This is a genomic window from Candidatus Methylomirabilota bacterium, assembly GCA_003104975.1.
GTDB lineage: Bacteria > Methylomirabilota > Methylomirabilia > Methylomirabilales > Methylomirabilaceae > Methylomirabilis.
Window position 1 is genome coordinate 643,507 of sequence record PQAM01000010.1, and the last position, 25,353, is coordinate 668,859.

At 56.9% G+C, this 25,353-nt stretch carries 24 protein-coding genes and 2 pseudogenes; 20 read left to right on the forward strand and 6 right to left on the reverse strand.

The window, feature by feature from the left end:
• Nucleotides 1-244: 244 nt before the first annotated feature.
• The 14 genes and pseudogenes from C3F12_09990 (at nucleotide 245) to C3F12_10055 (ending at nucleotide 13,812) form a co-directional block, all read left to right on the forward strand.
• Nucleotides 245-337: pseudogene (locus C3F12_09990) on the forward strand (glucose-1-phosphate cytidylyltransferase).
• A gap of 32 nt (nucleotides 338-369) precedes the next feature.
• Nucleotides 370-1,052 (forward strand): annotated as a pseudogene (locus C3F12_09995) (hypothetical protein).
• A 92-nt stretch (nucleotides 1,053-1,144) separates the two neighbouring features.
• Complete coding sequence (locus C3F12_10000) at nucleotides 1,145-2,305, forward strand: hypothetical protein (GenBank protein PWB46351.1); 1,161 nt, start codon at nucleotides 1,145-1,147, stop codon at nucleotides 2,303-2,305.
• Between the two features lies 1 nt (nucleotide 2,306).
• Nucleotides 2,307-3,635 (forward strand): glycosyl transferase family 1, encoded by a 1,329-nt coding sequence (locus C3F12_10005; GenBank protein ID PWB46352.1) that lies wholly within the window; start codon nucleotides 2,307-2,309, stop codon nucleotides 3,633-3,635.
• A gap of 3 nt (nucleotides 3,636-3,638) precedes the next feature.
• Entirely contained in the window at nucleotides 3,639-4,601 is a 963-nt protein-coding gene (locus tag C3F12_10010; GenBank protein ID PWB46353.1) for a hypothetical protein, read from the forward strand.
• Nucleotides 4,601-5,341, forward strand: coding sequence for a hypothetical protein (locus C3F12_10015; protein PWB46354.1), 741 nt, complete (start codon nucleotides 4,601-4,603; stop codon nucleotides 5,339-5,341). The genes C3F12_10010 and C3F12_10015 overlap by 1 nt, the downstream gene beginning before the upstream one ends.
• Complete coding sequence (locus C3F12_10020) at nucleotides 5,338-6,477, forward strand: hypothetical protein (GenBank protein ID PWB46355.1); 1,140 nt, start codon at nucleotides 5,338-5,340, stop codon at nucleotides 6,475-6,477. The genes C3F12_10015 and C3F12_10020 overlap by 4 nt, the downstream gene beginning before the upstream one ends.
• 16 nt (nucleotides 6,478-6,493) lie before the next feature.
• Entirely contained in the window at nucleotides 6,494-7,384 is an 891-nt protein-coding gene (locus tag C3F12_10025) for a hypothetical protein (GenBank protein ID PWB46356.1), read from the forward strand.
• Complete coding sequence (locus tag C3F12_10030) at nucleotides 7,381-8,316, forward strand: hypothetical protein (protein ID PWB46357.1); 936 nt, start codon at nucleotides 7,381-7,383, stop codon at nucleotides 8,314-8,316. The genes C3F12_10025 and C3F12_10030 overlap by 4 nt, the downstream gene beginning before the upstream one ends.
• Nucleotides 8,306-9,883 (forward strand): hypothetical protein, encoded by a 1,578-nt coding sequence (locus C3F12_10035; protein ID PWB46358.1) that lies wholly within the window; start codon nucleotides 8,306-8,308, stop codon nucleotides 9,881-9,883. Before C3F12_10030 ends, C3F12_10035 begins: the two co-directional genes overlap by 11 nt.
• Nucleotides 9,880-11,391 carry a hypothetical protein gene (locus C3F12_10040; GenBank protein PWB46359.1) on the forward strand — a complete coding sequence of 504 codons (1,512 nt, stop codon included), beginning with the start codon at nucleotides 9,880-9,882 and terminating at the stop codon, nucleotides 11,389-11,391. The genes C3F12_10035 and C3F12_10040 overlap by 4 nt, the downstream gene beginning before the upstream one ends.
• A gap of 276 nt (nucleotides 11,392-11,667) precedes the next feature.
• Nucleotides 11,668-12,810, forward strand: coding sequence for a glycosyl transferase family 1 (locus C3F12_10045; protein ID PWB46360.1), 1,143 nt, complete (start codon nucleotides 11,668-11,670; stop codon nucleotides 12,808-12,810).
• 5 nt (nucleotides 12,811-12,815) lie between these two features.
• On the forward strand, nucleotides 12,816-13,313 hold the full coding sequence (locus C3F12_10050; GenBank protein ID PWB46361.1) for a polysaccharide biosynthesis protein: 498 nt from the start codon (nucleotides 12,816-12,818) through the stop codon (nucleotides 13,311-13,313).
• Nucleotides 13,297-13,812 carry a beta(1,3)galactosyltransferase EpsH gene (locus C3F12_10055; protein PWB46362.1) on the forward strand — a complete coding sequence of 172 codons (516 nt, stop codon included), beginning with the start codon at nucleotides 13,297-13,299 and terminating at the stop codon, nucleotides 13,810-13,812. Before C3F12_10050 ends, C3F12_10055 begins: the two co-directional genes overlap by 17 nt.
• Nucleotides 13,813-13,981: 169 nt before the next feature.
• Here the strand turns inward: C3F12_10055 and C3F12_10060 are convergent, their stop codons facing one another.
• The gene (locus C3F12_10060; GenBank protein PWB46363.1) at nucleotides 13,982-14,422 is read right to left on the reverse strand and encodes a hypothetical protein; all 441 of its coding nucleotides are present in this window, start codon (nucleotides 14,420-14,422) and stop codon (nucleotides 13,982-13,984) included.
• On the reverse strand, nucleotides 14,373-14,612 hold the full coding sequence (locus C3F12_10065; protein ID PWB46364.1) for an AbrB/MazE/SpoVT family DNA-binding domain-containing protein: 240 nt from the start codon (nucleotides 14,610-14,612) through the stop codon (nucleotides 14,373-14,375). Before C3F12_10065 ends, C3F12_10060 begins: the two co-directional genes overlap by 50 nt.
• Before the next feature lie 298 nt (nucleotides 14,613-14,910).
• Between C3F12_10065 and C3F12_10070 the strand changes: the two genes are divergently transcribed.
• The 6 genes from C3F12_10070 to C3F12_10095 all read left to right on the forward strand — a co-directional run bounded on the left by C3F12_10070 (nucleotide 14,911) and on the right by C3F12_10095 (nucleotide 21,481).
• A complete protein-coding gene (locus C3F12_10070; protein ID PWB46365.1) occupies nucleotides 14,911-15,474 on the forward strand; it encodes a Uma2 family endonuclease in 564 nt (187 codons plus the stop codon).
• A gap of 401 nt (nucleotides 15,475-15,875) precedes the next feature.
• Nucleotides 15,876-17,639, forward strand: a complete 1,764-nt coding sequence (locus tag C3F12_10075; protein PWB46366.1) for a carbamoyltransferase — start codon at nucleotides 15,876-15,878, stop codon at nucleotides 17,637-17,639.
• 73 nt (nucleotides 17,640-17,712) lie between these two features.
• Complete coding sequence (locus C3F12_10080; protein PWB46430.1) at nucleotides 17,713-18,054, forward strand: four helix bundle protein; 342 nt, start codon at nucleotides 17,713-17,715, stop codon at nucleotides 18,052-18,054.
• A 110-nt stretch (nucleotides 18,055-18,164) separates the two neighbouring features.
• Nucleotides 18,165-19,406 carry a hypothetical protein gene (locus C3F12_10085; protein ID PWB46367.1) on the forward strand — a complete coding sequence of 414 codons (1,242 nt, stop codon included), beginning with the start codon at nucleotides 18,165-18,167 and terminating at the stop codon, nucleotides 19,404-19,406.
• 57 nt (nucleotides 19,407-19,463) lie between these two features.
• Nucleotides 19,464-20,198: a sugar transferase gene (locus tag C3F12_10090; protein ID PWB46368.1), complete on the forward strand. Its 735-nt coding sequence runs from the start codon at nucleotides 19,464-19,466 to the stop codon at nucleotides 20,196-20,198.
• Nucleotides 20,199-20,221: 23 nt separating this feature from the next.
• Entirely contained in the window at nucleotides 20,222-21,481 is a 1,260-nt protein-coding gene (locus C3F12_10095; protein ID PWB46369.1) for a hypothetical protein, read from the forward strand.
• Between the two features lie 103 nt (nucleotides 21,482-21,584).
• Here C3F12_10095 and C3F12_10100 read toward each other — a convergent pair whose 3' ends face one another.
• From C3F12_10100 to C3F12_10115, 4 genes are all read right to left on the reverse strand, one after another.
• A complete protein-coding gene (locus C3F12_10100) occupies nucleotides 21,585-23,243 on the reverse strand; it encodes an anion transporter (protein ID PWB46370.1) in 1,659 nt (552 codons plus the stop codon).
• A 75-nt stretch (nucleotides 23,244-23,318) separates the two neighbouring features.
• Nucleotides 23,319-24,050: a hypothetical protein gene (locus tag C3F12_10105; protein PWB46371.1), complete on the reverse strand. Its 732-nt coding sequence runs from the start codon at nucleotides 24,048-24,050 to the stop codon at nucleotides 23,319-23,321.
• Nucleotides 24,051-24,295: 245 nt separating this feature from the next.
• Nucleotides 24,296-24,667 carry a cupin gene (locus tag C3F12_10110; GenBank protein PWB46372.1) on the reverse strand — a complete coding sequence of 124 codons (372 nt, stop codon included), beginning with the start codon at nucleotides 24,665-24,667 and terminating at the stop codon, nucleotides 24,296-24,298.
• 266 nt (nucleotides 24,668-24,933) lie between these two features.
• A complete protein-coding gene (locus tag C3F12_10115; protein PWB46373.1) occupies nucleotides 24,934-25,353 on the reverse strand; it encodes a DUF2784 domain-containing protein in 420 nt (139 codons plus the stop codon).

Here is a 25,353-nt window from a genome sequence, read left to right on the forward strand (position 1 = left end):
CTTTGTTATTGACACAACGATCCCCATGCTATTAAATACTATCACCCTATACCTTACTCCGTAGAATCGCAGTAGGCCATAGCGAAACGAATTCGCCCCTGTGCGCTTCAGGGTTCGACGCCGGCCTTTGGGAAACCGGCCCTGTAAGTGACAGGGCGAAAGCCCACCCAGACCCGGACCTCCTCCGTCTCCTCGTCATACCGAATGCAATCCATGCAACCAACGCCATAGACGCAATCGACGCATGAAAATCGTCATCCTCGCCGGGGGTCTCGGCGCCGGCCTCAGCGACGAGACCGATACGCGCCCCAAACCGATGGTCGTAATCGGCGGGCGGAGAGTTCGCAATTCGGCTACGGGCCCGTACTGATGTGCGGCATTGCCGGCATTGCGAGATTCGACGGGCAGGTTACATCAAGAGATGTAACGGGTGTCCTGCGGATGATGGACGCTCAGGTACATCGAGGACCGGATGACTGGGGACTTCTGTTGCCTGAAGCCGCGCTTCGAAACACAGAGAATCGTGCAGTGCTCGAACGCCGGGGCATGGACCACGTCCGGACGTATGTCGCGTCAGCCCCAGCAGTCGTTCTGGGCTCTCGCCGTCTTTCCATCATCGATCTGTCTCGTTGGGGGCGAATGCCGATGGGAAACGCCGACGGGCGAGTGTGGATCACCTATAACGGTGAGATCTGCAACACTCGCGAACTACAACCGAACTTCAGCGCCTGGGGTATTCGTTCCAGTCTGACGCCGACACCGAGATTATCCTCCACGGCTACGAAGAGTGGGGCGAAGAGGTGCTCTCACGCCTCCGTGGGATGTTTGCCTTTGCCGTACTGGATACCCGGGAGTTGCCCTGTCTACTGCTCGCCCGGGACCGCGTTGGGGTCAAGCCTCTGTACTATTACCAGGATGGCGATGCCATGATCTTCGCATCCGAGGTCAGAGCCCTCGTGAAAAGCGAACTTGTGCAGAGCATGCAGGCCTCATCCGATTCGGACCATAAACTGGTCGAGGCCGTGGGCGCTCGCTGTGCTGGATCGGTGTGAGTCGGGCCGCACCGCAAGCGCGAAGATATGAAACGCGTGCTGCTGCTGCTGCTGCTGCTATCGATTGATTCGATGCGGCTGAGTGATGGGCGGTGGAAACTCGTAATATCGAGGCCCATGCCATGGACCTGAATCAGGTACGGCGGATTCTGGTCTACCGGATCGGCCAGTTGGGCGATACGATCGTTGCGCTGCCTGCGATGTGGGTAGTACGCAGGACGTTTCCGAACGCTTACTTGGCGCTCCTGAGCGATCGACACTCCGAGTCGGGGTATGTATGCGCAGAGGAGGTGCTGCCCTCAAAGGGGCTGTTTGACGAGTACCTTTCATACGACGCTGGGATAAATGGGACCGACCCGCGAAACCCGTTGACCGTTCTTCCAGTATTGCGTCAACGTCGATTCGATACGTTGGTTTATTTAGCGCCCCGTCTGCGCCGCCATTGGCAAGTCTGCCGAGATCTGCTTTTCTTTCGCTTAGCCGGTATTCAGCGCTTTATTGGACATAAAGGGTTCGATTCGCTACCTGCACGTGCGCCGGGTACTGAGCTGGCGCGAGTCAACCATGAAGCGGATCATCTCCTGGATAGGCTGGCGATAAGTGGTATCCAGGTGAAGACCAGTGATCGCGGATACATGGACCTGGGATTAACTCGGGGGGAATTATTGAAAGCGGAAAAGTGGCTAGATGCACACAGAGACGATGGGTGCCCAGGTCCCGTGATTGCCTTTGGCCCCGGCAGTAAATCTCCCGCCAAAACCTGGCCCATAGAACGGTATGCGATGTTGGGGCGGCGACTGATAAAAGAATACAACGCTTTTCCCATGGTGTTCGGTGGTCCTCGAGATCGGTCGCTGGGAGAATACTTGCTTACGCAGTGGAAATGTGGTGTAAACGCGGCTGGAGAGTTGAGCGTACGTCAGGCGGCGCCTGTTATAGGACTGTCTCAACTCTATGTGGGAAATGATACAGGTACTATGCACTTGGCTACCGCCGTGGGTACGACCTGCGTTGTAGCATTCGCTGCACTGGATTGGCCTGGTCGCTGGTATCCCTATGGGGACCAACAGATGGTGTTGCGCCGTCCGGTATCATGTGAGGGATGTATGCGCAGTGTCTGTACAGACTATGGGATGGCTTGTATGACGGAAATCAGCGTAGAGGATATGTGGCGCGCCTGTCAACGGGTACTGACAAGAGAGACTCGACAGCCCATGAAGTCGGTGCTCCTTCAACCGTCTGTAAAAGCATGAGATGCTGTTGACCTTTCGAAGTTGCGGCGGGGATTCGCCCAACCACCCAACGAGCCTGTTCCAACTCTCGATGTTGAGGCCAGAAGTCAGGGTGAGGAAATTGCTTGGTCCGTCTGGAAGTTCAGCAGAAGAACCTGGCATGGGGAAGCAAGGGCCTTATCGGTTAGCTGTGCTCGCCTCACATCCGATTCAGTACCACGCACCGTTGTTTCGAGCGCTCGCGGCGACCAATCAGATCGATCTCACAGTCTACTTTTGCCTGGATTGGGGCGCCAACGAATATTTCGATCCTGGCTTTGAAACGCGATTCAAATGGGACCTTCCGCTTCTCACTGGCTACTATCACCGGTTTCTGCGGAATTGGGCGTGGTCACCAACCACTGGCCGTTTCACCGGAGCGATTAATCCTGGCATCATAAAGGAGCTATGCATACGGCAGTTTGACGGAATTATGATTCCTGGCTATGCCTTGGCCAGTTATTGGCTGGCTTATTTCGGAGCATGGATCAGTAGAACGCCGGTGCTCTTCCGTGGCGAGACTGTCTTGCGTCACAATCGACCATGGTGGGTAAAGGCATTTAAACGTGGTTTGCTGTCGCTTCTGTTTCGTGGAACGGCCGCCTTCCTCCCGATCGGTAGCCCAAGTAAAGAGTTTTATAGAGATTTCGATATAGGTGATGAGAAGATCTTTTTTTCACCGTACTGTGTCGATAATGCCTTTTTTACAAAGACTAGTGTCGCATGGCGGCACAAAAGAAGCGAACTAAGGAGTGCTTTCGGCTTTGATGACCGCCCAATCGTACTCTTCGTTGGGAAGCTCGTTGACCGAAAGCGGCCACTCGATCTGCTGCAAGCCTATGAGACCATTCATGAACAAGCAGGACTTATGTTTGTCGGTGACGGGCCGCTTCGTTTGTCTTTGGAACGGTACGCTACGGACCGAGGGTTGGCGCGTGTCTGCTTTGCGGGCTTCAGGAACCAGTCGGAATTACCGCAATTTTACGCCATGGCTGATCTTTTTGTGCTTCCGTCATCTACGGATGAGGTCGCGCCTCTCGTTATTAATGAAGCTATGTGTTCTGGATTGCCGGTGGTTATCAGTGACGCTGTTCCATCCGCTGTTGATTACGTGCGAAATGGAGAAAACGGGTACACATATCCGTGCGGTAACGTGGCGGCTCTCCGGGATGTATTGGTACGTCTTCTTGCTGATTCGGATCGATTGGTCACGCTCGGCGAACGGTCTCTGATGATAATCGGTCAGTGGGATGTCGAGGCGGCAGCGAAGGGAATTGTGAGAGCGCTAGAACGAGTCGTGCCTCGCAAATAAACGATGTCTGTTACGTCACCAACGGTAGTCAGTATCGTCGTTCCGACCTATAACGAGCAAGAAGACATCACGCGTACGGTTGAGTCCTTACTCGCGCTAAAGTATCCGCATAAAGAGATCATCATTGTTGACGACTCGACGGATGCAACACCAACAATTCTCGAGCGGTATCGGACGCGTGGGGTACAGATCTACCGCGAGAAACATGCCGGTGGCCGATGTGGCGCGAGAAATCTCGGTATACGGATGGCAAGAGGCGATGTTGTAGTCATTCTCAACGCCGACGTATGCCCGGAGCCGGATTTCCTGGACCGTGTTCTGGCGCACTACCGATCCGGTGCGGAATATCTCATAGTCGGCAATCGGGTCGCGAACATAGAGTATCTATTTCCCAGATATCTCGATGCGGTCCACAACAGAGATGTAGATCTCAGCCGATACGAATGGACGGAGGGATTTTCGTGCAAGCGCGAGGCTGCCCTGACTGTTGGTCTTTTCCCAGTCGATACGCCATTGCCGTATTGTGGCGGTGAGGATGTCATATTTGGCCAAAAGTTGCGAGAAAACTTTCGACGAGCGGTAGACGGTTCCATTGTCGTTCCACACCACAGTCCGGCGAGGTTCACAGAATTCTGGGCGAACCGGCGGCAGCGAGGCTGGGGGAGCCCGGTCTTCAAGTACTTTTGCTTGCGGCAAGGGCTTCTCTGGATTGTAATCGTTGCCGTGGGCAAGACGGCCATCAATGTGCTTCGTATCGGTTTAGGCCTGCCGGCATCGATTCGAGCGTACCGCACGGCGAGCTATTCCAATAGGGGGCTCATGGATTGTGTGCCGTTCCTAATCGTAGACGGAATCGAGACGGTCGCAATGACAATCGGAGAATGGGCCGGCATCATCGACGTGTTTCGGTATCGGAAATGGCCAGAATTGAGAACGGATAAATGGCTGCTTGATGGCAAGAGCTGATGGCCGACATCATAAGAACGGTTTATAACGAATACGCGGCTTCTGCGCGGCGTGAGGACTTTTCCGTGGAGCCGACACCAAGACAGGTACAGTTGGGAAGACTTGTGGGTAGTGATAAGCGCGTTCTTGATCTTGGCTGCTCCGTCGGCAACAACGCTGTTTACTTAAGAGATCTCGGAAATGAGGTAGTCGGCTTTGATATTGCTGGGCCATATCTTGAGATCGCTCGCCAAAGAGGGATCGATGTCTATGACGTGAATATCGAGTCCGATGAACTCCCAGTGTTGCCCCCATTTGACGTGGTCATCATGACCGAGTTCCTTGAGCATCTGATTGATCCGATAAAAGTGCTAAACGGACCTGTACGGCAGCTGCTTAAGGATGGTGGCCAACTTGTTGTATCTACCATCAACTGCGGATTTCTCCGCTACAGAATCACCTTGCTATGCGGCGAGCTTCCGGATTTCGGTGAAAATCGAGTGCTGTCCGGACGCCGATACAATCTCCATCATAAAACCCTACTCACATACGAAACATTTCTTGATCTCTTGAAGACGACAGGTTTTCGTCCGGTCGTTCTCGAGCCTGTCGCCCATGTGGGACGGTGGTCACGGTCCATACGCAGCGTTGTCAAGCGCCTTTTGCAATATCTCAATCCTCGTCTATTTGTCTCGGATATCCTGGCGGTGGCCGTCAAAGAGGCCGTGGTACCAGATGTGGTGCCCTGGAGATCTCGATGAAAGTGACAATCTCGGTTCTCGGCGCTTTCCAGGCGTATCAGCTCGCTAATCAGATCGAGAAACTTGGCGTATTGCGCCGGCTTTATACGTCAAACGCTAGGGTGACAGATAGAGTACCTCGTAGTAAGGTCTGGAATTTCTGGCCCATTATGGGTGCGCATTATGCGGCCTCAAGAGTAGCAGGACTAGACCTGTCGCTGAGGGCGTCGCAGATGTTCGACTTCGTGGTTGCCAAAATGCTACATATTGGCGATATCGCTCAGGACGACGTATTTCACGGGTGGGCGAGCTTCTGCGCTCAGAGCTTTGCCGTCGCAAACCGGCGCGGCTACAAGACCATTGTCGATCGCGCTTGTCCGCATATCCGCTTTCAACAGGAGCTGCTTCGAGAGGAGGCGGACCGACAAGGTCTCGGCTTCCCAGAGGATGGATTCGCTGTCGCTGATCGAATGCTGGAGGAGTACGAATTGGCACACTTTATTGTCGTACCCTCGCGATACTCTTATGACAGCTTTATTGCGCATGGTGTTGACCCTCGCAAGCTTCGCATTGTACCGCTGGGAGTCGAGCAGACCGAGTTTCAGCGAAGGCGTCGGGACCAAGCTGAAAAGGTGCGAGTTCTTTTTGTGGGTGGAAACCCTCTCCGGAAAGGACTACGAGATCTCCTTGAGGCATGGCATCGTTTACGCCTACCCGGGGCCGAGTTGCTCATCCGCGGTACCGTCCCTCCGGAGCTACGGGGGCTCGCGACTCATAGTACTATTCGGATCGTACCAAAGCTTTCGAAAACCGAGCTTTGGGAACTGTATCGTAGCGCCGTCTTCTTTTGTCTGCCGTCTGTCGATGACGGTTTTGGGATGGCGGTTCTCGAGGCAATGGCCTATGGCCTTCCGGTTATCATAACGGAAAATGTTGGGGCTAGAGACCTGGTTCGTCGCGGCGTTGACGGTTTTGTAGTGCCGGTTGGTGATGTGAGCGCTCTCATGGAAAAATTGGAGTTCCTGTATCTTCACGGAGAGGTGCGCGAATCGATGGGTCAGGCAGCCTTTGAGAGGGCCGGCGAGTTTCCGTGGTCGAAGTACGCTGAGTCAATGACAGCGGTATACCGTGAAGTGCTAACCTCGACCGTACGGTAAGTCAGAGACGAGGACTGTGGTGTCGCGTGTTTCTGTACTCATTCCGAACTGGAACGGCGCTGCCGATACCATAGAGTGCCTCGAGTCTCTGGCGCGGCAGGATTGTGGACCGAATGCGATGGAGGTTCTTGTCGTCGACAACGGGTCGGTTGATGGCTCGATCGAGCTACTGCGCGAGAAGTTAGCGGCGTTGCACCGATGCTTCAGGCGGGCAGTTCTCATCCCCCTCAAAGAGAACCTGGGCCCGGCTGGTGCCTACAACGCCGCCTATGACGCCGTATCAGCAGACTGCTCCGCAATACTTCGACTGGATAACGATGTCGTATTGCCGCCAAATGCGATCAGTTGTCTCTTGGCCAGACTTGATACCAACATGGATGTGGCAGCCGTAGGGTGCCGCATCATTTCCGATGATCGGTCGCACCGTATGGAGCACCACTTTGGGGCCATGATTGTTGACTGGTGGCGAGGTCGGACTGCCGTTGTCTATCCCCAGGATGACCTTGTGTGTGATGGAGTGGCTGGATGCGCCATGCTCATTCGACGAGCGGCATTGGCGAACCTTTCGTTCTTCTTCGATTCGTCACGCTTTCTTGCTAACGAGCTCGAGTTATGCCTGCGACTCAAAAACTGTGGATGGAAGATCCTCTACACGCCAAATATTGAAATCTATCATAAAGGGGCGCGGTCGTCGAATAAAGTAACCCGCCTTATCGACTACGAAGCTCGGAGGGATGGGGTCCTCGTACATCTGCAGTACAACAGGGGGCTTCGCCGCTCTTTCTGTCTATTGGGCTTGGCTGTCCGTGGCGGTATTAAGTATTTGCGAGGTCAGCCGATTACGTTTCAGGCGCTGGTAGCGGCGGTAAGATACTATCGAGCGGCATCGAGAGAGGTGCGACCGTGACGGCAAGAGGGAGCGCAGCGTGTCCGCTCTGCGCTAGTACGACAGCGGCCCTAGTAACGATGGGGCGAGACCGGTCATTCGGCAATTCGGGAGCATTTGCGATCCAGCAATGTGGCGCTTGTCATGTGATGTATTTGACACCTCGAGCGCCCATCGACGCTGTATTAGCCTACTATCATGGCGCCGGTGATACCGTATCGTGCCGTCTTACCTCGGGGTGGACCCGCTGGCTCGAAAGCACACCCTTCAAGAGGCGGATGCGCCGAATCAACGGGGAAATCTCTGAGTTTGTTAGCGGGGGTACGCTGCTCGATGTCGGTTGTGGCCGTGGTGAGTTCCTCTTCGGCATGAGTAAATACAGACAATGGACATTGCGCGGTCTAGAGATGAATCCCAGTCTCGCGCAGTTCGTGACAGAGATGTTTTATGTCCCCGTTCTCACCGGACGGCTGGATCAGGTGTTGCCGGGAAGCGTGACGTACGATGTGATAACCCTGTGGGACGTGTTCGAGCACCTGAGCGATCCAGACGATGCTCTTGGTCGTCTAAAGGAAAGTCTGAGTCGGGACGGCCTTCTTATTATTAAGATGCCCAATCCGGAGTCGCTCGGCGCAAGTCTTTTTGGCGCATGCTGGTCTGGGTGGGGCGTCCCACAGCATTACTTTACCTGGCCGCCGAATGTGTTTGAGGCATTTGTCCAAAAGCGAGGTCTGAGGATCGTTCGAGGTAGGTATCTCTACGGGGCCTACAGCGACTTCATAACCTCGGTTAGCTTTGCCCTGCATGGGATCTTCCGGGAGCGAGTACGGAAATTGCTTACGCGGGTCCTTTCGCTGCCGCCATTCATGATTGGGTTGTCCCCATTCATGGCGCTGGAACGCGCTTTAGGCCGGCCATCGAGCGTGACATATTTCATTCAGCATGCTGAGTAATCCCTCTGCACAAACCAACACGGAGTCCATTATCACCCTACCGGCTCGCAAACAGATGTACTCCCAAATCGCTTTGGGCACGTTAACGGGGCTTGTTCACTCCGGCTGTCTGGCATTAATCGGCGTTGTTCTTTCTCCAATCCTCATCAGTCGATTGGGTGTGGCAGGGTATGGGACGTGGGTCTTCCTCACATCCCTCACAAGTTACCTAAATCTTTTTGAACTCGGGCTGAGTACGGCCCTGGCAAAACTCTGGGGTGAGTACAGGTCGACGCCGGACCTGCCACGACTGAAGTCGGGCGCAACGTCTGCAATCACGCTCCTCACGGTGATTGGCGCCCTGGCTGTCACTATGACGTTCGTTGCAGCTCGAAGATGGCCGGATACACTTACTCTCCTACCGTATTTTACTGTCGGTACGATATTGATGCTCTGGGGTGAGCCGATAGCTGGCATCCTACGAGGCCTGGATCGGCCACACTGGGTCAACCTAACGGGCACCGCGTCAACTATCTTTAATGCCGGACTGATCGTTTGGCTCCTGCTTGTGGGCTGGGGATTAGAAGCATTAGCGCTGGCGCTGGTTGCATCGTCAGGCCTGCGTCTAGTCAGCCTCGCTGTCCTGCTTCGGCAAGCTATACCTGGTGGACGACTGTTCCACAGGCCGAACTTAGGAATTCTCCGCGAGATGCTGAAGTTGGGAGCGACCGACCAGATTACGCGCGTCTGGGTCGTTGTCATCTCGCCGACAAATCGCATTGTGCTTTATAGCATCCTGGGTAGTTCAGTTCTTACAGCGTATGACCTGGGAAGCAGACTTGTATCCGCGATAGCTCTGATTCCTGCCGTCATGCTGCCAACGCTTTTGCCCGCCTTTTCTCGCTTGGGACGGGACAAGGACGCGGTCGGCATCGATAATCTGCTCCGTCGAGCCACACGGTACATGGGTCTGATGAGTCTGCCGATTTGTGTGTTCCTCCTCGTCTTCGCCGATCCAATTGTAACAGCATGGATTAGCTGGCCGTCCCCAGACATCGCACTGGCTACGCGTATCTTGCTCGTGGGGGCGTTTATAAATCTTATGACCGGCCCCTTTGCTCAGATGCTACTCGGCTTAGGACGTCCATCGCTCTGCGTCAAAAAAATCATTATTGGGTGTGTATTGGGGCTGTCCGTACCAACCGTACTGGCCGTTATGCTTGGACTGTCCGGATTCCTGATTGGTGAAAGCCTTGCCGCCGCCGTACCGGCCATTATATTCCTGTGGATGTTCAGGGGTATGACCGGGTTCGCGGCTCTGCAGTTCATTATGCGCACCACATGTCGAATCACGCTCGCTCTCATACCCCCGATCGGACTTCTGCTCCTTGTCTATCGAATCACACTATTCGATCCCGCATGGCGATCGTTATGGGCGTGGTGTTGGTTGTTTGCGGTGTTCTTGGCGGGCGGCTTGGCAACTTTCTGGCCCACTGGGGTGCTGACGGTGGAGGAGATTGGCAAGCTGTTCTGGACGCTTCGCCTTCCGCGCCTTCTGCCTCGGTTGAATCAGCGGAGCGGCCAGTGAGGGCAGCGTCATACAATCGCGTTCGGTTGGCTAGGTCGCCTTGGCGATTTCTGGCTATCTTGACTTTCTTACTTGTCGGTCTGGTCGCGGTATTGGTGATGACAAATCTTCTGGACGACGTCGTCTCTGTATTCATCCTGGCATCCATGTTGGTGATGTTGTCGATTCCTTTCGTACAAGGATACGCGCGCGGCGACTTCTGCCTTTTTGAGCCTGTGAACGTTACCGCCATTGTGTTCTTACTCGCTTACCCGTTTCAAGTGCTGTACGGCCTCGCCTTCTCTAACTATTCAGTGCCGTCGGTCCTTAGGTACTTGGAGGATCCAGAACTCCTGCGCCGAGGACTCTTGTATTGCGCGATCGGGTTCGGCATTTACTTTCTTGCGTATTATCGGACACCTCGGGTTATCCTTCAGATCTGGAGTCACCCGTCGCCCAATAGCGATGTGCACATCTCCGAATGGCGGATCATAGCGGTGTTCCTTATCGGCTGGTTATTCCGGGTCGTAATGATTGTCACCGGGAACTTCGGAACGTTCTATACATGGTCCGGGTATGATCCGAATACCGCTACGCTCTTGTGGATCCTATCGCATCTCATATGGTTCGCCTATATCCTCGCGTGGGTCACCTGGCTTCAGACGCCGACACGTCGGACCGTGCTTGTACTGGTTCTCGCTTTGACGCTGGCAGAGGGAGGGTATCATCTTGTTATTTCGGCGAGCAAAACCTTCCTCGCCTATCTGTTCCTGTTTCCGATCATGGCCTTTTCACTCGTCAGACGTAGGATCTCCTCTGTTGCCATTCTCGCATTTGCTGTGACGCTCGTCTTCTTTGTATTCCCGTTTATCGCCAACATCCGCCTCCTGCACGGCGATTGGAAACCTGAGAGCGGTAACCTTGCGGGCCAGGTCGAGGTAGCGTGGCAGGCAGCGAAAAACACTATCGATCATTTGCACGAGTCAGCGACGCAAGATGTTGTAGAGTCCACCATTGGGCGATGGCACGGCTTTCAGTCGCTCGCGGTGATTGTGGCTGAGGTACCGGATCAGATTGATTATCTATATGGGCGCGACGCTTTACTCTTACCTTTTGCATTGATTCCACGTGCCATTTTTCCTTGGAAGCCGGAATCACAAGGAGGTGAGGTCTTTTCGTCTCGAATCTATCAGGGCGGTGCGGCTGTGAGCCCATATCCGATTGGCGAAGGATATCTTAACGGCGGATTGGTGGGGATCATAGTGTTAATGGCCATTCTCGGATGTCTTCAGCGGTGGTATTACAGTAGCTTTTATAAGCCTAGGGAGGGGAGACCATTCGTACTCGCCGCGTATATCTATCTATTTTTCACTATGAGCAACTTTGATTCCTCGCTGATCGTTGGTTATGTAGCACTGGTTCAGAACGTAGCGATTGTGGCGCTGATATTTTTCCTTCTTTTTCGACCGATGGGGACTCGGGGAGGCGAATTTCCTTCACCATCGATTGCAGATCGAGACCATAAATAGTTGAGCGGGCCAGCCGATGCTTTAAAGGCAATAGGCCGGATTATTGAAGCTTGCATAAGTAATGGAAAACGAACCGGACACCTATCCGTTCAGCCTGAACTTGTCGAAGGCCGTTCCGTTCATGGTTCGACTGGCTCACCACGAACGGAAATGAGAAATCAACACCGTGCATTACTTATGCAAGGATCAATAGATCAACATGGGTAGCTTTGAATCGACGTCGCTGGGTCGTCCTGGTTCCGTAGGAATATCACATACAGCGGTAAGTGGGGATGTATGATGAAGGCCCTTCACCTGTCGCCGTCTTTCTACCCTGCCCACGTCTACGGCGGGCCTATCGAGTCGCTGTATCAGCTCTGTCGGCACCTGGCTCATAATGGATGCAAAGTGCGTGTACTAACAACCGATGCAAACGGGGCGCATAGGTCTCTGGAGGTCGAGAAGGAACGAGAGGTTGAATTAGTTGATGGCCTGTACGTCCGCTATTGCCGCAGACTGGCGCGACATTCGGTGTCGCCAATGCTTGTGCGGCTTCTGCCTTCATATCTTCGCTGGGCCGATGTTGTACATCTCACGGCTGTCTACTCATTTCCGACGATTCCAACTCTTTTGGCTGCTAGGCTCTATGGCAAACCGGTCGTCTGGTCGCCACGCGGAGCACTACAACGCTGGCGGGGTTCAAGTCGGCTCCGAGCTAAGGCCGTGTGGGAATGGGCGTGCAGGTTAACGGCGCCAGGGCGCGTGATACTTCACACGACCTCGAACGAGGAAGCGAAAGAAAGTGTGGAGAGAGTTCGTGGTATTGAGGCGTTCGTTCTTCCCAACGGAGTTGAGATCCCAGAGAAGATAAGGCGTGTCGATAGAGACGGGACCCTTCGGCTCGCGTATCTTGGCCGTCTGCATTCAAAAAAAGGTATTGAAAACCTCCTTGCGGCCTGCCACCGTCTTTCACTGGAAACACACCTTGACTGGTCACTGACGATTGCGGGGGGCGGGGAGACCGATTACGTGGCAAGCCTGAATCGGCTCATTGGTGAACTGGAACTCTCACCGCGGGCCATGATGATCGGCGAAGTCACTGGCGAGTCCAAGACGCGTCTCTTTGAGCGGGCAGACGTCGTTGTGGTTCCGTCTTACACGGAGAACTTCGGGATGGTGGTCGGAGAGGCCCTCGCTCACGGTGTACCAGTCATCGCGAGCCGGGGTACCCCTTGGCGGCGCCTGGAGGAGACCAGATCTGGCCTCTGGGTCGACAATACCCCAGACTCGCTGGCTGCTGCCATCGAGTCGATCGGTCGGATGTCTCTTTGCGAAATGGGGGTAAGAGGGCGGAGTTGGATGCAGCGAGAATTCTCCTGGGAGCAGCGAGCAACCGAGATGACCGATATTTACTCGAGGCTCATCAATGGCCCTACGTGAGCCCTATGCTGCCGTGTTACGGTTGCGCGACGCCGCTGGAAGTCGATGATGATGATGGCAGAGAAATGAAGATCTGTATCGTGTCATCGTGTGGTGGCCACCTCGCGGAGGTACGAGCATTGAGACCGGCTTACGAACAGTATGACCACTTTTATGTCCTGAACAACCGGATTCTACTACCGGAGGACATGAAGGGCAGGACGTACTTCATCCGCCATTCCGAGCGCGACTGGCTATTCATGGTCAATCTGTGGGAGGCGTGGCAGATTCTACGACGAGAGCGCCCACGGTTAATCCTAAGCACGGGGGCTGGACCGATCGTCCCGTTCGCGCTCGTGGGCAAACTCCTTGGCGTCCGCACCCTGTTCATCGAAACTGCCGCGCAGGTGACGGAGCCATCCCTCACCGGCCGAGTGATGTATCACCTGGCCGATAGGTTTTTCTATCAGTGGAAGACGTTAGCGCGTCATTTTCCGCGCGGAGTCTATGGGGGGCTGGTGTGACGTGACATTCGTGACGGTCGGTAACCCTAAGCAGGGTTTCGGCAGGCTCCTCGATGCGGTTGAAGACCTTGCCGGGAAAGGCGTATCAGTCCCGGTGCCAGTCTTCGTTCAGGCTGGACACAACGTCGATTTTCGGCCGGTGTACTGCGAGTGGACAAGTTTCCTGTTGGCGGAAGAGTTCCAGCGACGAATGGCGCAGTCAGATCTGATCATCACCCATGGGGGTGCGGGAACGCTTCTCCATGCACTCCGACTTGGTAAGGTGCCGGTAGTCATGCCGCGCAGGAAGAAGTACGGAGAGCATGTCAACGATCACCAGGTGCAACTCGTAGAGGCTTTTGCCTCGGATGGATGGATCGTACCGGCCTACGAGCCGGAAGACCTCCCGGTCGCGATCGCTAAAGCACGTGAGTGCGGGAGACGGAATGGGCCACGGTCGCCGTCGCGCATGGCAACGCTCGTCGGGCAGGCTATCGATGAGTTGATCGGCCCAAAATGAGAGGACGATGTAATGTCTGCCGCCACTTGGTCATCTGTTCGAGGAGCCGATGCATTATCGGTTGGCGAGGCAGTTGGCTGGGAGGGAAGTAAGGAGTCAGGAGTAAGGAGAGGAGAGGAACGAGGGGTAACGGGTTGGCAGGGATGGGCGGGCGGGAAGATGAAGAGGATTAATGGCGCCTGAGCTTTTCGATGGCAACGATCCCTTTGAGTTGGAGCAATTCTGGGTCTCCGGTCAGTAACGTGCCATGGACATCTTGTGCCGTCACGACGGCAAACGCATCTGCGTAGGAAAGGGAATAGTGAATCTTCAGTCGTGCGGCCTGCATCACCGTCTGCGGCTTTGGCGATACGATGGTGAGGGGAAGGTGTTGCAGTTCTTGAAGGGTCTCCTCGGCGGCTTGCTCACCTTTGCGTCTTCCTATTCTGTAAAACACCTCACCCACATTGATAAGGGACGCGAAAAGGGTAACATGGTGGGTTGCGGCTTCTTTCAGGACGACTCTGACTCGGGATGCGGCTGGTTCCTCGCGTTGCAGATACGCGAGGATGGCCCACGCATCAAGAACGGTCTTCACGGAGTAGTTCCTGACGATGCTCAGTTTCGAGATCTTTCAGGAATCCTTCGCCGGAGTACTTGCCATAGAGACGATCGATCATCGACGTCGTCACTGGCTCGATGAGGATTCTGTGGCCCCTGCGGGCGATCTTGAGGATGGTGCCGGGTTCGATTCCCAAGGCGGCCCGGATCTGCTTAGGAAGCACCAACTGCCCCTTGGACGAGAGCTTGACGAGATTCATCTTACCTCCTTTTGTGGTGTGATTTTATAATATTGTAAGACGCTTTCGGCAACCCGTCAAGGAGACTTCAAAGACAGGATGCTGAGGAGCCGATGCATTACCGGTTGGCGAAGCAGTTGGCGGGGAGGGGGTAGAGAGTAAGGAGTAAGGGGTCAGGAGTGAGGAGTGTAAAGGCAGTGAGGAGTGAGGAGTGAGGGGTAAGAGGAACGGGTGGTAATGGCTGGTAGGGCATAAAGAGTGAAAAGAATGCTTGCGTGAGTCGTGGGCTCCGGCTATCGTATACCCCAGGAGGGACGGTATGGCCGTTGAAGTTCTCAGGCGTTCGTTTACGGTAGACGAGTACCATCGGATGGGCGAAGCCGGCATCCTGCGCGAAGACGACCGCGTGGAACTCATCGAGGGAGAGCTCATCACGATGACGCCGATTGGGAGTAGACACGCGGCATGCGTCGATCGACTGAATCATCTGTTCTCGCAGCGAATAGGGCGCCAGTGCATCGTTCGTGTCCAGAGCCCGATCCGTCTTGGAGAGCACTCCGAGCCGCAGCCAGACCTGGCCATCCTGAGGCTGCATGCAGATTTCTATGCCCAGGCCCACCCAACAGCGAAGGATGTTCTGTTCGTCGTGGAGGTCGCTGAAACCTCGGCGGGGTATGATCGAGAGGTGAAGCTCCCGCTCTATGCCAGGTCCGGTATTGCAGAGGTCTGGCTAGTCGATCTCACAGAGGGGCGGGTTGAGGTCTACCGACAACCGTCCCCTCAGGGGTACCAGGACGTTCGGATGCTCCGACGTGGCGAAGTAGTGGTGCCTCTCACCGTGTGTGATCTCCCGCTGGCGGTCAATGAGGTGCTGGGGAGTTAGACCACCAGCAAGTTGAGACGAAAGCTGCGGCGCTGACAGGCAAGATGGTCCTGTTGGGCGTGACGCCTCCCGCGGCCGCCGTCCTCCGTCAGCGTCAGATCCACTTACTACGCTTCGCTTCTTCGTACAACGATCCTAACCCGCTCATCAGCTAACCGTCCATTACCGAATTCCCACGAATAGGTTAGTATCGGCTCTCCATCTGCGTGCTCTTCTGGGGTCGACTACTGGCCGTTACCCGGGAGGGTCTCATGGTGATTCCTAGGGTGATGTCTCGCATGAATACAGGGAAAAGGGGAGGAGCGGGTTGGCAAGGGTGGTAGGGAGGGCGGGTAAGGAGTGAGGAGTGTGGAGACGAGAGGCACGAATGGTGATGAGTAGAAACGAGTTGTGAGCGATCGATGATGATTCTCGGGATCAACGCCTACCATGGGGATGCGTCGGCGGTGCTGCTGCGCGATGGAGAGCTGGTCGCGGCGGTAGAGGAGGAGCGGTTCCGACGCATCAAGCACTGGGCCGGATTCCCGCGTGAGGCGATCCGTGCTTGCCTCGACATGGCAGGCATCACAGTCCCAGCTATCGATCATATTGCCATCTCGCGCGATCCGCGAGCGAATCTGCTGCAGAAAACGATGTTCGCGGTGCGGAAGCGGCCGAGCCTTGGGTTGGTGGCGGATCGGGTGAAGAATGCCGGGCGGATTCAGGATGTGGCTGGGACTTTAGGTAAGGAGTTAGGCGTCGGGACTGAGGAGATTAAGGCAACAATACACTGGGTGGAGCATCACCCCGCACACTTAGCGAGTAGCTTCTTCGCGTCGCCATTCGAAGATGCCGCGGTCTGCGCCATCGACGGATTCGGCGACTTCGTCAGTACCTCGCTGGCAGTCGGCCGCGGGATCAGACTTGACGTTATCGAGAAAGTCTACTTCCCGCACTCGCTGGGTCTCTTGTACCTCGCACTCACTCAGTACCTTGGCTTCCTGAAGTACGGTGATGAGTTTAAGGTCATGGGACTGGCCCCGTACGGGCAACCCGAGTACGTCGATGCCGTCCGTCGACTCCTCCACCTCACACCCGGGGGCGGCTTCGAACTGGACCTGCCCTATTTCCGGCATTGGTCCGACAGCGTGAGCATGACCTGGGAGGACGGCGAGCCGACGATGGGGGTGGTGTATACGCCGAAGATCGAGCGGCTCCTGGGACCGGCCCGAAAGCCCAAAGAGCCGATTACGTCCCGACACGAGGCAATTGCGGCATCGCTTCAGGTCGTCTTTGAGGAGGCGGCCCTCCACGTGCTGAGCGCGCTTTACGAGAAGACGCAGCTTCCGCGGCTCTGCCTCGCCGGTGGCTGCGCCATGAACAGCGTTGCCAACGGAAAGATCCGCGAACGTACGCCATTTAAAGAGGTCTATATCCAGCCGGCGTCCGGTGACAACGGCACCGCCCTTGGGGCCGCGCTGTACGTCCAGCACCATCTGCTTGGGCAGCGGCGGCGCTTTGTGATGGAGCATGGGTATTGGGGGCCGGAGTTTGGGGAAGCCGAGGTAAGTAAGGTGTTAGGAGTGAGGAGTGAGGAGTTAAGAAGACGGGGATACCGAACAAAGAGGATGGAGGACGAGGAGGAGCTGTGCCGATGGACAGCGGAGCGGATTGCGGAAGGGAAGATCGTCGGCTGGTTCCAGGGGCGGATGGAGTGGGGCGCCCGCGCCCTCGGCAACCGAAGCATCCTGGCCGACCCGCGTCGCCGTAATATGCGCGCGATCATCAATACGAAGATCAAGTGTCGGGAGAAGTTCCGGCCGTTCGCGCCGTCGGTGGTTGAAGAGGCCGTGGACGACTACTTTGTCGGGGCGGTTCCGGATTCCTTTATGATTCAAGTCTATCCGGTCCGGACGGATAAACGAGATGTGATCCCGGCGGTGACCCACGTGGACGGCTCGGGACGGCTCCAGACGGTAAACCGAAGCACGAATTCGCTGTACTGGCAGCTCCTCACGACGTTTGAAAAGCTGACAGGCGTTCCAGTGCTCCTCAACACCTCTTTCAACGAGAACGAGCCGATCGTCCATAAGCCCGAGGAAGCCATGGACTGCTTCTTGCGGACGGACATGGATGTGTTAGTGATGGGCCGGTATGCCGTAGAGAAAGTGAGGAGTAAGGAGTAAGCAGTAAGGGGTAAAGAGTGAGGGGTGAGGGGTGGAGAAGCCGCATAAAAGGTTGGAGGTCTGGAAGAAGGGAATGGAGATCGTTCTGGACGTCTACCGGATTACAAAGAGGTTCCCAGCCGAAGAGAAGTGCGGATTAATCCCTCAGATTCGCCGAGCGGCAGTCAGCATCCCGAGCAACATCGCGGAAGGCGCAGCCCGTCATACGCAACGAGAATTTGTAAACTTCCTCCATACCGCGCAAGGGTCTCTGAGCGAGTTGGATACGCAACTGGAATTGAGTGTCGGATTGGGCTACGTCAGCAACGAATCTCTGGAATCCGTCCAGAAGCTTATAGAGGTTGTCGATAAGATGCTCACGGGACTGATCAAGTCTTTGAAACGGTCAAGGGTGGCGGCAGGGGGTAAGGAGTAAATAACAAAGAGTTAGGAGTCAGGAGTGAGTAGTAAGGAGTTCTCCTGACCCCTTACTCCTTACTGTTTACCCCTGACTCCTCACTCCTGACTTTCAGTGTCTCACCGACAATGCACATCGCCTTCTTCAACCGTTCTTACTATCCCGACCAGGGCGCCACTGGGCAGCTCTTGACGGAGTTGGCGGAGAGCCTTGTCCGCGACTATGGCTGCCGAGTATCGGTCGTGGCTGGGCGCCCCCTCCTTCCGAGCAGAGAGTCTCGATCCGGCGCAAGGTGGTGGAGGCCGGTTCAGTGGGAGCATCACAACGGGGTAGAGATCATTCGGACGGGAGGTACGACTTTTCGACCCCGAACCTTCGCAGGGCGAGCTGCCAATTACGTTACATACTTTCTGTCGGCCTGCGTTGCCGGATTAATGATTTCACGCCCTGATATCGTCGTCTCGTTGACGGATCCGCCGGTCATTGGCCTGGCGGCGCTCATGACCGCCGGACGCGCTCACGCGAAATTTGTCTTTCTCTGTCAGGACATCTTCCCCGAGGTCGCAGTTCTCCTGGAGGACTTTCAGAGTCCAACGGTCAATCGGCTCCTGGAGCGCATCAACCGGTTGCTGATCCGCAACGCCGACCGGGTCATAGTCCTCGGTGAGACCATGAAAGCACGCCTGATCACAAAGAAGGGTGCCGATCCAGGGAAGGTCAGGGTGATCCATAACTGGGCCGATTGTTCCGCGATCACGCCTGGGGATAAACAGAATCCTTGGTCAAGGGCCACGAAGCTGGCTGACCGATTCGTCGTCATGCATTCGGGGAATATGGGGCTGTCACAGAATTTGGATGCGTTGCTGGAGGCCGCCGGCCGTTTGCACAGCTACACGGACATTGTGATGGCGATGGTGGGAGACGGAGCGAAACGGAAAGCGCTGGAGGCTTGCGCGCGAAGTCAAGGGCTTACCAATGTCCGGTTCCTGCCGTATCAACCGAAGGCGCGATTGACGGAGTCGTTCGCCACGGCCGATGTCTTCATTATCTCGCTAAAGGAAGGGCTGGCAGGCTGTATCGTACCGAGCAAGCTCTACGGCATCCTGGCGGCCGGTCGGCCGTACGTGGCCGCTGTGGAAGAGGCGTGTGAGGTCGCGGCGATTACCAGAAAGTACGAGTGCGGCATGCTGGCCAGGCCGGGCGACCCCGACGATCTGACCGAGAAGATCCTGACCCTGTATCATGACCGTGATTTGGCGAGCCGACTTGGGGCTCATGCGAGGCGGGCGGCGCTGGAGTTCGATCGTCCGGATCAGATACGAGCGTACTACGATCTGTTTCGGGAGGCGTACGAGGGTAGCGGATTGTAATGGTTCGACGCGGGGAGACGTGGGGTACAGGAGAGGCTGGCGGGTAAGGAAGAGCAGATGAAACGATGGCGACAGACCTTCATTCCCGGTCGATCCGGACGACTGCTGGACATCGAGATCGATGCCGTGGGAACGGGGCCGGGGCAGGTCCTGAGCGGAAACGGGGTCAAGCGCCTGTTCGATCTGACGGTGTCCGGCGTTGGACTATTGGCCTCACTGCCGCTGTGGGGGGTGGTCGCCGCAGCCATCAAATGGGAGGATCGCGGGCCGGTCTTTTTTCGGGATCGCCGGGTGGGACAGGGTGGCCAGTGCTTTACAGCGCTGAAATTCCGGACTATGGTATCGGAGGCCGATCGTCTGTTCGGGCCCCGTCAGGCAACTGAGGATGATCCGCGCGTGACGCGGGTGGGCCGGATACTGCGGGCCACGGCGATGGATGAGTTACCCCAGCTCTGGAATATTTTCCTGGGCGAGATGAGTGTCGTTGGACCGCGGGCGCTGCGACCGGAGGAGATAGAGGTAAAAAGTCCAATGTGTACCGTTCAACGTTCAACGAGGGAGGTGACGGCGCTGGAACAGGTACCGGGGTATTGGCAGCGACATCTGGTGCCGCCGGGGCTGACGGGGATCGCGCAGATCTTTGCCGATCGGGACATCCCCAGCCGTCAGAAGTTCCGCTATGACCTCCTCTACATCCGGCGACAAAGCTTCTGGCTGGACCTCCGGCTGGTGGCGATCTCGTTCTGGGTCACGTTTCGGGGGCGTTGGGAAATGCGGGGGACGAAGTTTTAGAGACGTTCAAGGTTCAACGTTCAATGTATGACGTATTAATCGTTGGGGGTGGGCCGGCGGGGCTGTATGCGGCCTATTGTCTGGCCAAGGCCGGACGCCGCGTGGCGCTCTTCGAGGAGCATCCGGAGATCGGTAGCCCCATGCATTGTACGGGGCTGGTGGCCTCGGAGTGTTTCTCGCGGTTCGACCTGCCCACGCAGGCGAACCAGGCGTCGCTTCGACGCGCACGGTTTCATTCGCCGGGCGGGCTCGTCCTGGCCGTCGCCTCGGACAAGGACGAAACCGTTGTCCTGGACCGATCGACATTCGACCGGGCACTGGCGGAGCAGGCCCTCGCTTCCGGCGCGGATCTTTTTCCTGGCCACCGGGTGGAAGGGCTGCGTCGTCTACGACGCAGCCTGGTCGTCCGGACCTCAACCCACAACGGAGGAGGACGGCTGGTCAGCGGGCGGCTGGGGATCCTGGCGACCGGGGCCTCGTATGGCCTGCATCGCGGGCTCGGGTTGCCGGTGCCCACTCGGTTTGTCTATGGCGCGCAGGTCGAGGTGGCGTTCGAGGAGGCGGCCGAGGTGGACGTGTGCTTCGGCAATGAGGTCGCGCCGCAATCGTTTGCCTGGATCGTCCCGTTCACGCGAAACGGGACGGCGATGGCCAAGATCGGGGTCCTGGCGTCCAGGGAGGCTCCCCGATATCTAACCCGTTTTCTGCAGTCGCCCCCGGTAGCGTCCAGGGTCCGACCGGGTCGCAGCAGGCCGTACCTGCGCCGCCCGATCCCGGTCTGGCCGCTGTCGGCGACCTTTACCGACCGTGTTCTGGCGATCGGCGATGCCGCCGGCCTGGCTAAACCGACCACCGGCGGCGGGGTCTATTACAGCTTATTGAGTGCCGAGTTGGCGGCAGCGACCCTTGGCGAGGCGCTGGACTCGGGCGACGGCTCCGCCCGATGCCTGAGTCGGTATCAGAGGGCCTGGCGGACCGTTATCGGCTCGGAGATTCGGACGGGTACGCTATTCCGGAGCTTTGCCTCGCAGCTTTCCGACGCGCAGATCGACGAGGCGTTTCACTTGGTGGCGGGAGAGCCGCTGGCTCGCCTGATCCGCGACTACGCCTCCTTTAACTGGCATAAACAGATCATTGTGGCGCTCTGGCGCAGTTCGGCGATGCGTGGATTCCTGTGGCAAGCGCTGATGCGTCGAGGCGGGCGGATGATCGGCGCGCTTCGACCGTCGACGCCGAAGTCTCCCGTCTTCGAGTGTCCGGAGGAGGGCGCTGTGACCGACTGACGAGACGAAAAGAGGGGAAGGGTGATTGGTGCCTCGCGGTGACGGCCGCGGGGTATGTTTATTTGGGAAGCGTCGATCGCGTCGACAAGGCGCACCTGCACGGTCACAGCAGTCCCAGCACGCCATGCAGCAGGTACAGGCTGCCCCAGATAATGAAGAAGCCTGCGATATCGAACAGGACACCGGCGCGCACCATCTTCGGCAGGGCGACGAGACCCGAGCCGTATACGATGGCGTTGGGGGGGGTCGAGACGGGGAGCATGAACCCAAAGCTGGCGCCGAGGCATGCCCCCAGAGCGGGCGGCAGCGGATTGATGCCGGCGGCCTGCGCGATCGCGATGACGACGGGGATAATCATATTCGCCGATGCGGTGTTGCTGGCGGCCTCGGAGATCACAATCGCCAGCGCGATCGATAAACCGGTCAGCCCCCAGAGCGACGTCACGCCGAGTAATCCGGTAAGGGTATTGCCCAACGCCTCGGCCACGCCGGTTTTAAACATTAATGAGCCGAGCGCCAGCCCTCCGCCGAACAGCAGGATGGTACCCCAGTCGATCTTGACCGCCTCAGGCCAGCTTAACGTGAACTCCCAGCGCGACAGATTGACTGGAAGCAGGAACAGGAGGATTGCAGCACCGAGCGCGACGACCGACTCCGGCAGGTGCGCGCCCATCCAACGGCCCCATCCGATTCCTGCAAACCAGGGTAGTTGCAGGATGCCCGGCATGACCCACAGTGTCACCGCCACGCTGAATCCGATAACCGTGTTGACCTGCCCACGCGTCCACGATCCGAGTTTGCGACGTTCGGAACTGATGTAATCCAGCAAATGAGTGCCAGGATCGGTAGTTGAGATGCCTTGGGTGATGGACGCTGTGCGACCTTCTCGATTGGACGCTGTCCGATCGGCGTCCTGATCCGGAGGGTGGAGCAGATACAGTACCGTAAACAACGTCACGCCCATCACCAGGAGCAATGGGACGGCTAACGTCATCCATCGGAAAAAACCGATGTCGATGCCTAGTGCCGAACGGATGAGCCCGATGCCGATCAGATTGGGTGGCGACCCGACAGGGGTTCCGATGCCGCCGATCGACGCGCCGAACGCCACCATCAGCATCATGCCCGTGGCGAACGGCCAGTGACTCGTCTCCATCGAACCCTGCGCCAACCCTCGGGCGACGCGTACGTCGTGCAGCGCGCGCAGGATGCCCAAGGCAATCGGAAGCATCATGGCGGTGGTGGCGCTGTTGCTGACCCACATAGAGATGACGGCCGTCACTAATCCGAGGCCCACCATGGTTTTCATCGGAGACGATCCGACCGATGGGATCGACAGGACACCCAACGCGATACGGCGGTCAAGTCCGTGGACCGTCATTGCCCGCGCGATCATGAACCCGCCGATGAATACGAAGATGATCGGATCGCCGAAGTGGGCCAACACCATGGTGGCGGGCGACTTGCCGGACTCCGCCGGCACCGCCCCTAGCACGACACACAGCACCGTACCGAGTAATGCCGTTACCGGGAGCGGGATGGTCTCGCTGATCCACAACACTGTCACGGTCGTAAGAATCGCTGCCAGCGTCCGGCCTTCCGGCCTGAGGCCGCTGCACAGAAGATAGGTCAGGACAAACGCGGGGAGGGCAAGGATTGCGCCCAGCCGTTTTCGCCAGGTTTCGAATAGCTGCTCGCCGGCGGAGATACGGGCTTCCGATATAGACGAGGTGGGTTCAACTGGCGACTCTATCTGTGGCATCGCTCATTCCCTCACGCGGCCGAGCGCGCCTGCTTGTGAATGACGACAGCTCGCTGGTGGTGGAGGACCGATCAGTCAGCCTGTGTCCGTATCGATCGAAGTCGCTTTCTCCAGGTCGGTCGTCGCCGCCTTGACCGCCTTCGGGAGGTCGGTGATGGCCTGTTCCAGCGTCGAGAACCCGTACGGCGTCATTTTGTGAGTTTTGTATTCCTCCCACAGCGTTGCACACGACGTATTTGTCTGCCCACGACCCACAATAGATTGCAGCTTTGCTATCAACGATCCTGGTTGAGGGAGTTCTGTTGGCTGAAACGGCAGCGGTGGAAATGTGTGTTGGCGACCTCTTAGGGCGCTGGCGTAGCGATCGACGCGACGTGTGAGTTCTTGTGAGGTGTTGCAACATCGCGCCAGGTACGCCGCACTGGTCTGCACCGCATCCCAAAACGGCGCCGGGGCGTTATTGGAAAGGTGGTCTTCGGCAGATCGCAGCCACGTACCGGCGGTGTCCAAGTCGTGAGGGATTTGTCCAATCAGTTGCTGGGAGGTCTCCCTGATCTGCAACAAATCTGCTGTAAGCGCCTTGGCCTCCTTTTCTGCGGATTGGCGAGCTTCAAGCGCTTGCTGTTGCAGTTCGCGTCGTTCGCCCCTGCGTCTCCATAGCTTCACTACGATAGTTGCGGTAAAGGCAAGGATCCCCGAAGGCACAATCCACCAATCGAGCATACGGCGGCCCGTTGGGCTGTCGGTGAGACCTGTGCCCAGCAAGACGGTGACAAAGAGGAAGCCGAAAAAAAAGTAAATAATCATCCATGCGAGGCATCCCCATGCCCCAACGTTCCTCCAACTTAGTGGCCCTTGGACCAGAGCAGCCGGATCAGGCGGCTCGGGAAATACCCGGTATTCTTCCGGTGAGTTGCCTTGAGGACGATCGAATGACTGTTCCATCAGACCGACAATACCATCCCTATCTCAGCAATAAAGGATGCTGTTTTTTGTCCAAGTGTAGTGCACGTCCGAAAGCCTCGCCTATCCGTCTCGCCGTATGTCACCGCTCACCGTCGCCGATGCGCGCCAGGGGTTTCCACATGTGATGTCATATCGGGCGTTGCCAGGTGCTCAGGATACAGGTGAATGGCCAGCCAGATCGCGCCGTGGGAGGTACGCTCCACCGTATGCGGGACACCGGCCGGCAGGAACAGGTGATCGCCGGGTGTGAGTGTGAGCGACTCGTCGGCGACGCGAAGGGCGGCTTCACCCTTGACGAGGAGTACCCATTCATCTTGCGGCTGAACGTACTCACGGGGCGTGATGATCGAAGAGCTGACGATTCGCTCAACGACCAGGTTCTTATGACGGAGGAGCGTATCGAAGCACTCTCCCTCATAAGGAGGCTCTGTGTTGGTAAAGAGGTTGTGAATTCGCATACTTCAGCGATCGAAATCTACGGTGGCTATCATCTCGTGAAGACGTGTCCTTGATCCCCGTAAGCCTTCACGCCCGTCGACCGATTCATCCTCAGCGGTCAACATTGTCCTTAAGCGGTTCCCTCTTTGATCGATGCGCACTAGTATGCATTACTGAAATGGATGTGACAAGAGCGATATTGTGAAGATCTCGGCTATGAGTTGAGTGTAGCCGGACGATTTCGGACAGAATACCTGGCTGAGGCTGTGCGCGCTCCAGCGATCGGTCAGTCGGAGCGATGGTTGTGATGGCTGTGGTGCGGCGGACAGTACCACCAAGCGGCCAGAACCAGCACCCCGAATATAGTGTACACCAGCGTGAACACCCAGAAGGGAGCCTCGTAGAAGATGAGCCGTTGGACCCAATGCTCGACAAAGCTCTTGGTGTAGGCGGGTGAGCCGGCCTGGACCCGCAGCCAGGATTCCAACGTTGTAAGCGGGCAGAGCTGCCCCAGCCACGTCTGCAGGACGACAAACGCGATAGCTGCCACGTGCGCCAGTCTGAACCGCCGATCATTAACCCACCGCCAGGACAGCCGGTTTCCGACCAATATCACTACGAGCCCGCCGACGACGAATACCACAACGCCGAAGTGCACGAGGAGGATGATATCAGCAAGAAGCTGGTATGGCACGGTAAGGGGTAT

Coding starts and splice junctions, on each gene's coding strand:
- C3F12_10055 (PWB46362.1), top strand. CDS start 13,297: ATGGGGGGCTGGTGTGACGTGACATTCGTGACGGTCGGTAACCCTAAG.
- C3F12_10045 (PWB46360.1), top strand. CDS start 11,668: ATGATGAAGGCCCTTCACCTGTCGCCGTCTTTCTACCCTGCCCACGTC.
- C3F12_10105 (PWB46371.1), bottom strand. CDS start 24,050: ATGATTATTTACTTTTTTTTCGGCTTCCTCTTTGTCACCGTCTTGCTG.
- C3F12_10110 (PWB46372.1), bottom strand. CDS start 24,667: ATGCGAATTCACAACCTCTTTACCAACACAGAGCCTCCTTATGAGGGA.
- C3F12_10010 (PWB46353.1), top strand. CDS start 3,639: ATGTCTGTTACGTCACCAACGGTAGTCAGTATCGTCGTTCCGACCTAT.
- C3F12_10100 (PWB46370.1), bottom strand. CDS start 23,243: ATGCCACAGATAGAGTCGCCAGTTGAACCCACCTCGTCTATATCGGAA.
- C3F12_10065 (PWB46364.1), bottom strand. CDS start 14,612: ATGAATCTCGTCAAGCTCTCGTCCAAGGGGCAGTTGGTGCTTCCTAAG.
- C3F12_10020 (PWB46355.1), top strand. CDS start 5,338: ATGAAAGTGACAATCTCGGTTCTCGGCGCTTTCCAGGCGTATCAGCTC.
- C3F12_10095 (PWB46369.1), top strand. CDS start 20,222: ATGTATGACGTATTAATCGTTGGGGGTGGGCCGGCGGGGCTGTATGCG.
- C3F12_10070 (PWB46365.1), top strand. CDS start 14,911: ATGGCCGTTGAAGTTCTCAGGCGTTCGTTTACGGTAGACGAGTACCAT.
- C3F12_10085 (PWB46367.1), top strand. CDS start 18,165: ATGCACATCGCCTTCTTCAACCGTTCTTACTATCCCGACCAGGGCGCC.
- C3F12_10035 (PWB46358.1), top strand. CDS start 8,306: ATGCTGAGTAATCCCTCTGCACAAACCAACACGGAGTCCATTATCACC.
- C3F12_10015 (PWB46354.1), top strand. CDS start 4,601: ATGGCCGACATCATAAGAACGGTTTATAACGAATACGCGGCTTCTGCG.
- C3F12_10005 (PWB46352.1), top strand. CDS start 2,307: ATGCTGTTGACCTTTCGAAGTTGCGGCGGGGATTCGCCCAACCACCCA.
- C3F12_10080 (PWB46430.1), top strand. CDS start 17,713: ATGGAGATCGTTCTGGACGTCTACCGGATTACAAAGAGGTTCCCAGCC.
- C3F12_10075 (PWB46366.1), top strand. CDS start 15,876: ATGATGATTCTCGGGATCAACGCCTACCATGGGGATGCGTCGGCGGTG.
- C3F12_10090 (PWB46368.1), top strand. CDS start 19,464: ATGAAACGATGGCGACAGACCTTCATTCCCGGTCGATCCGGACGACTG.
- C3F12_10050 (PWB46361.1), top strand. CDS start 12,816: ATGCTGCCGTGTTACGGTTGCGCGACGCCGCTGGAAGTCGATGATGAT.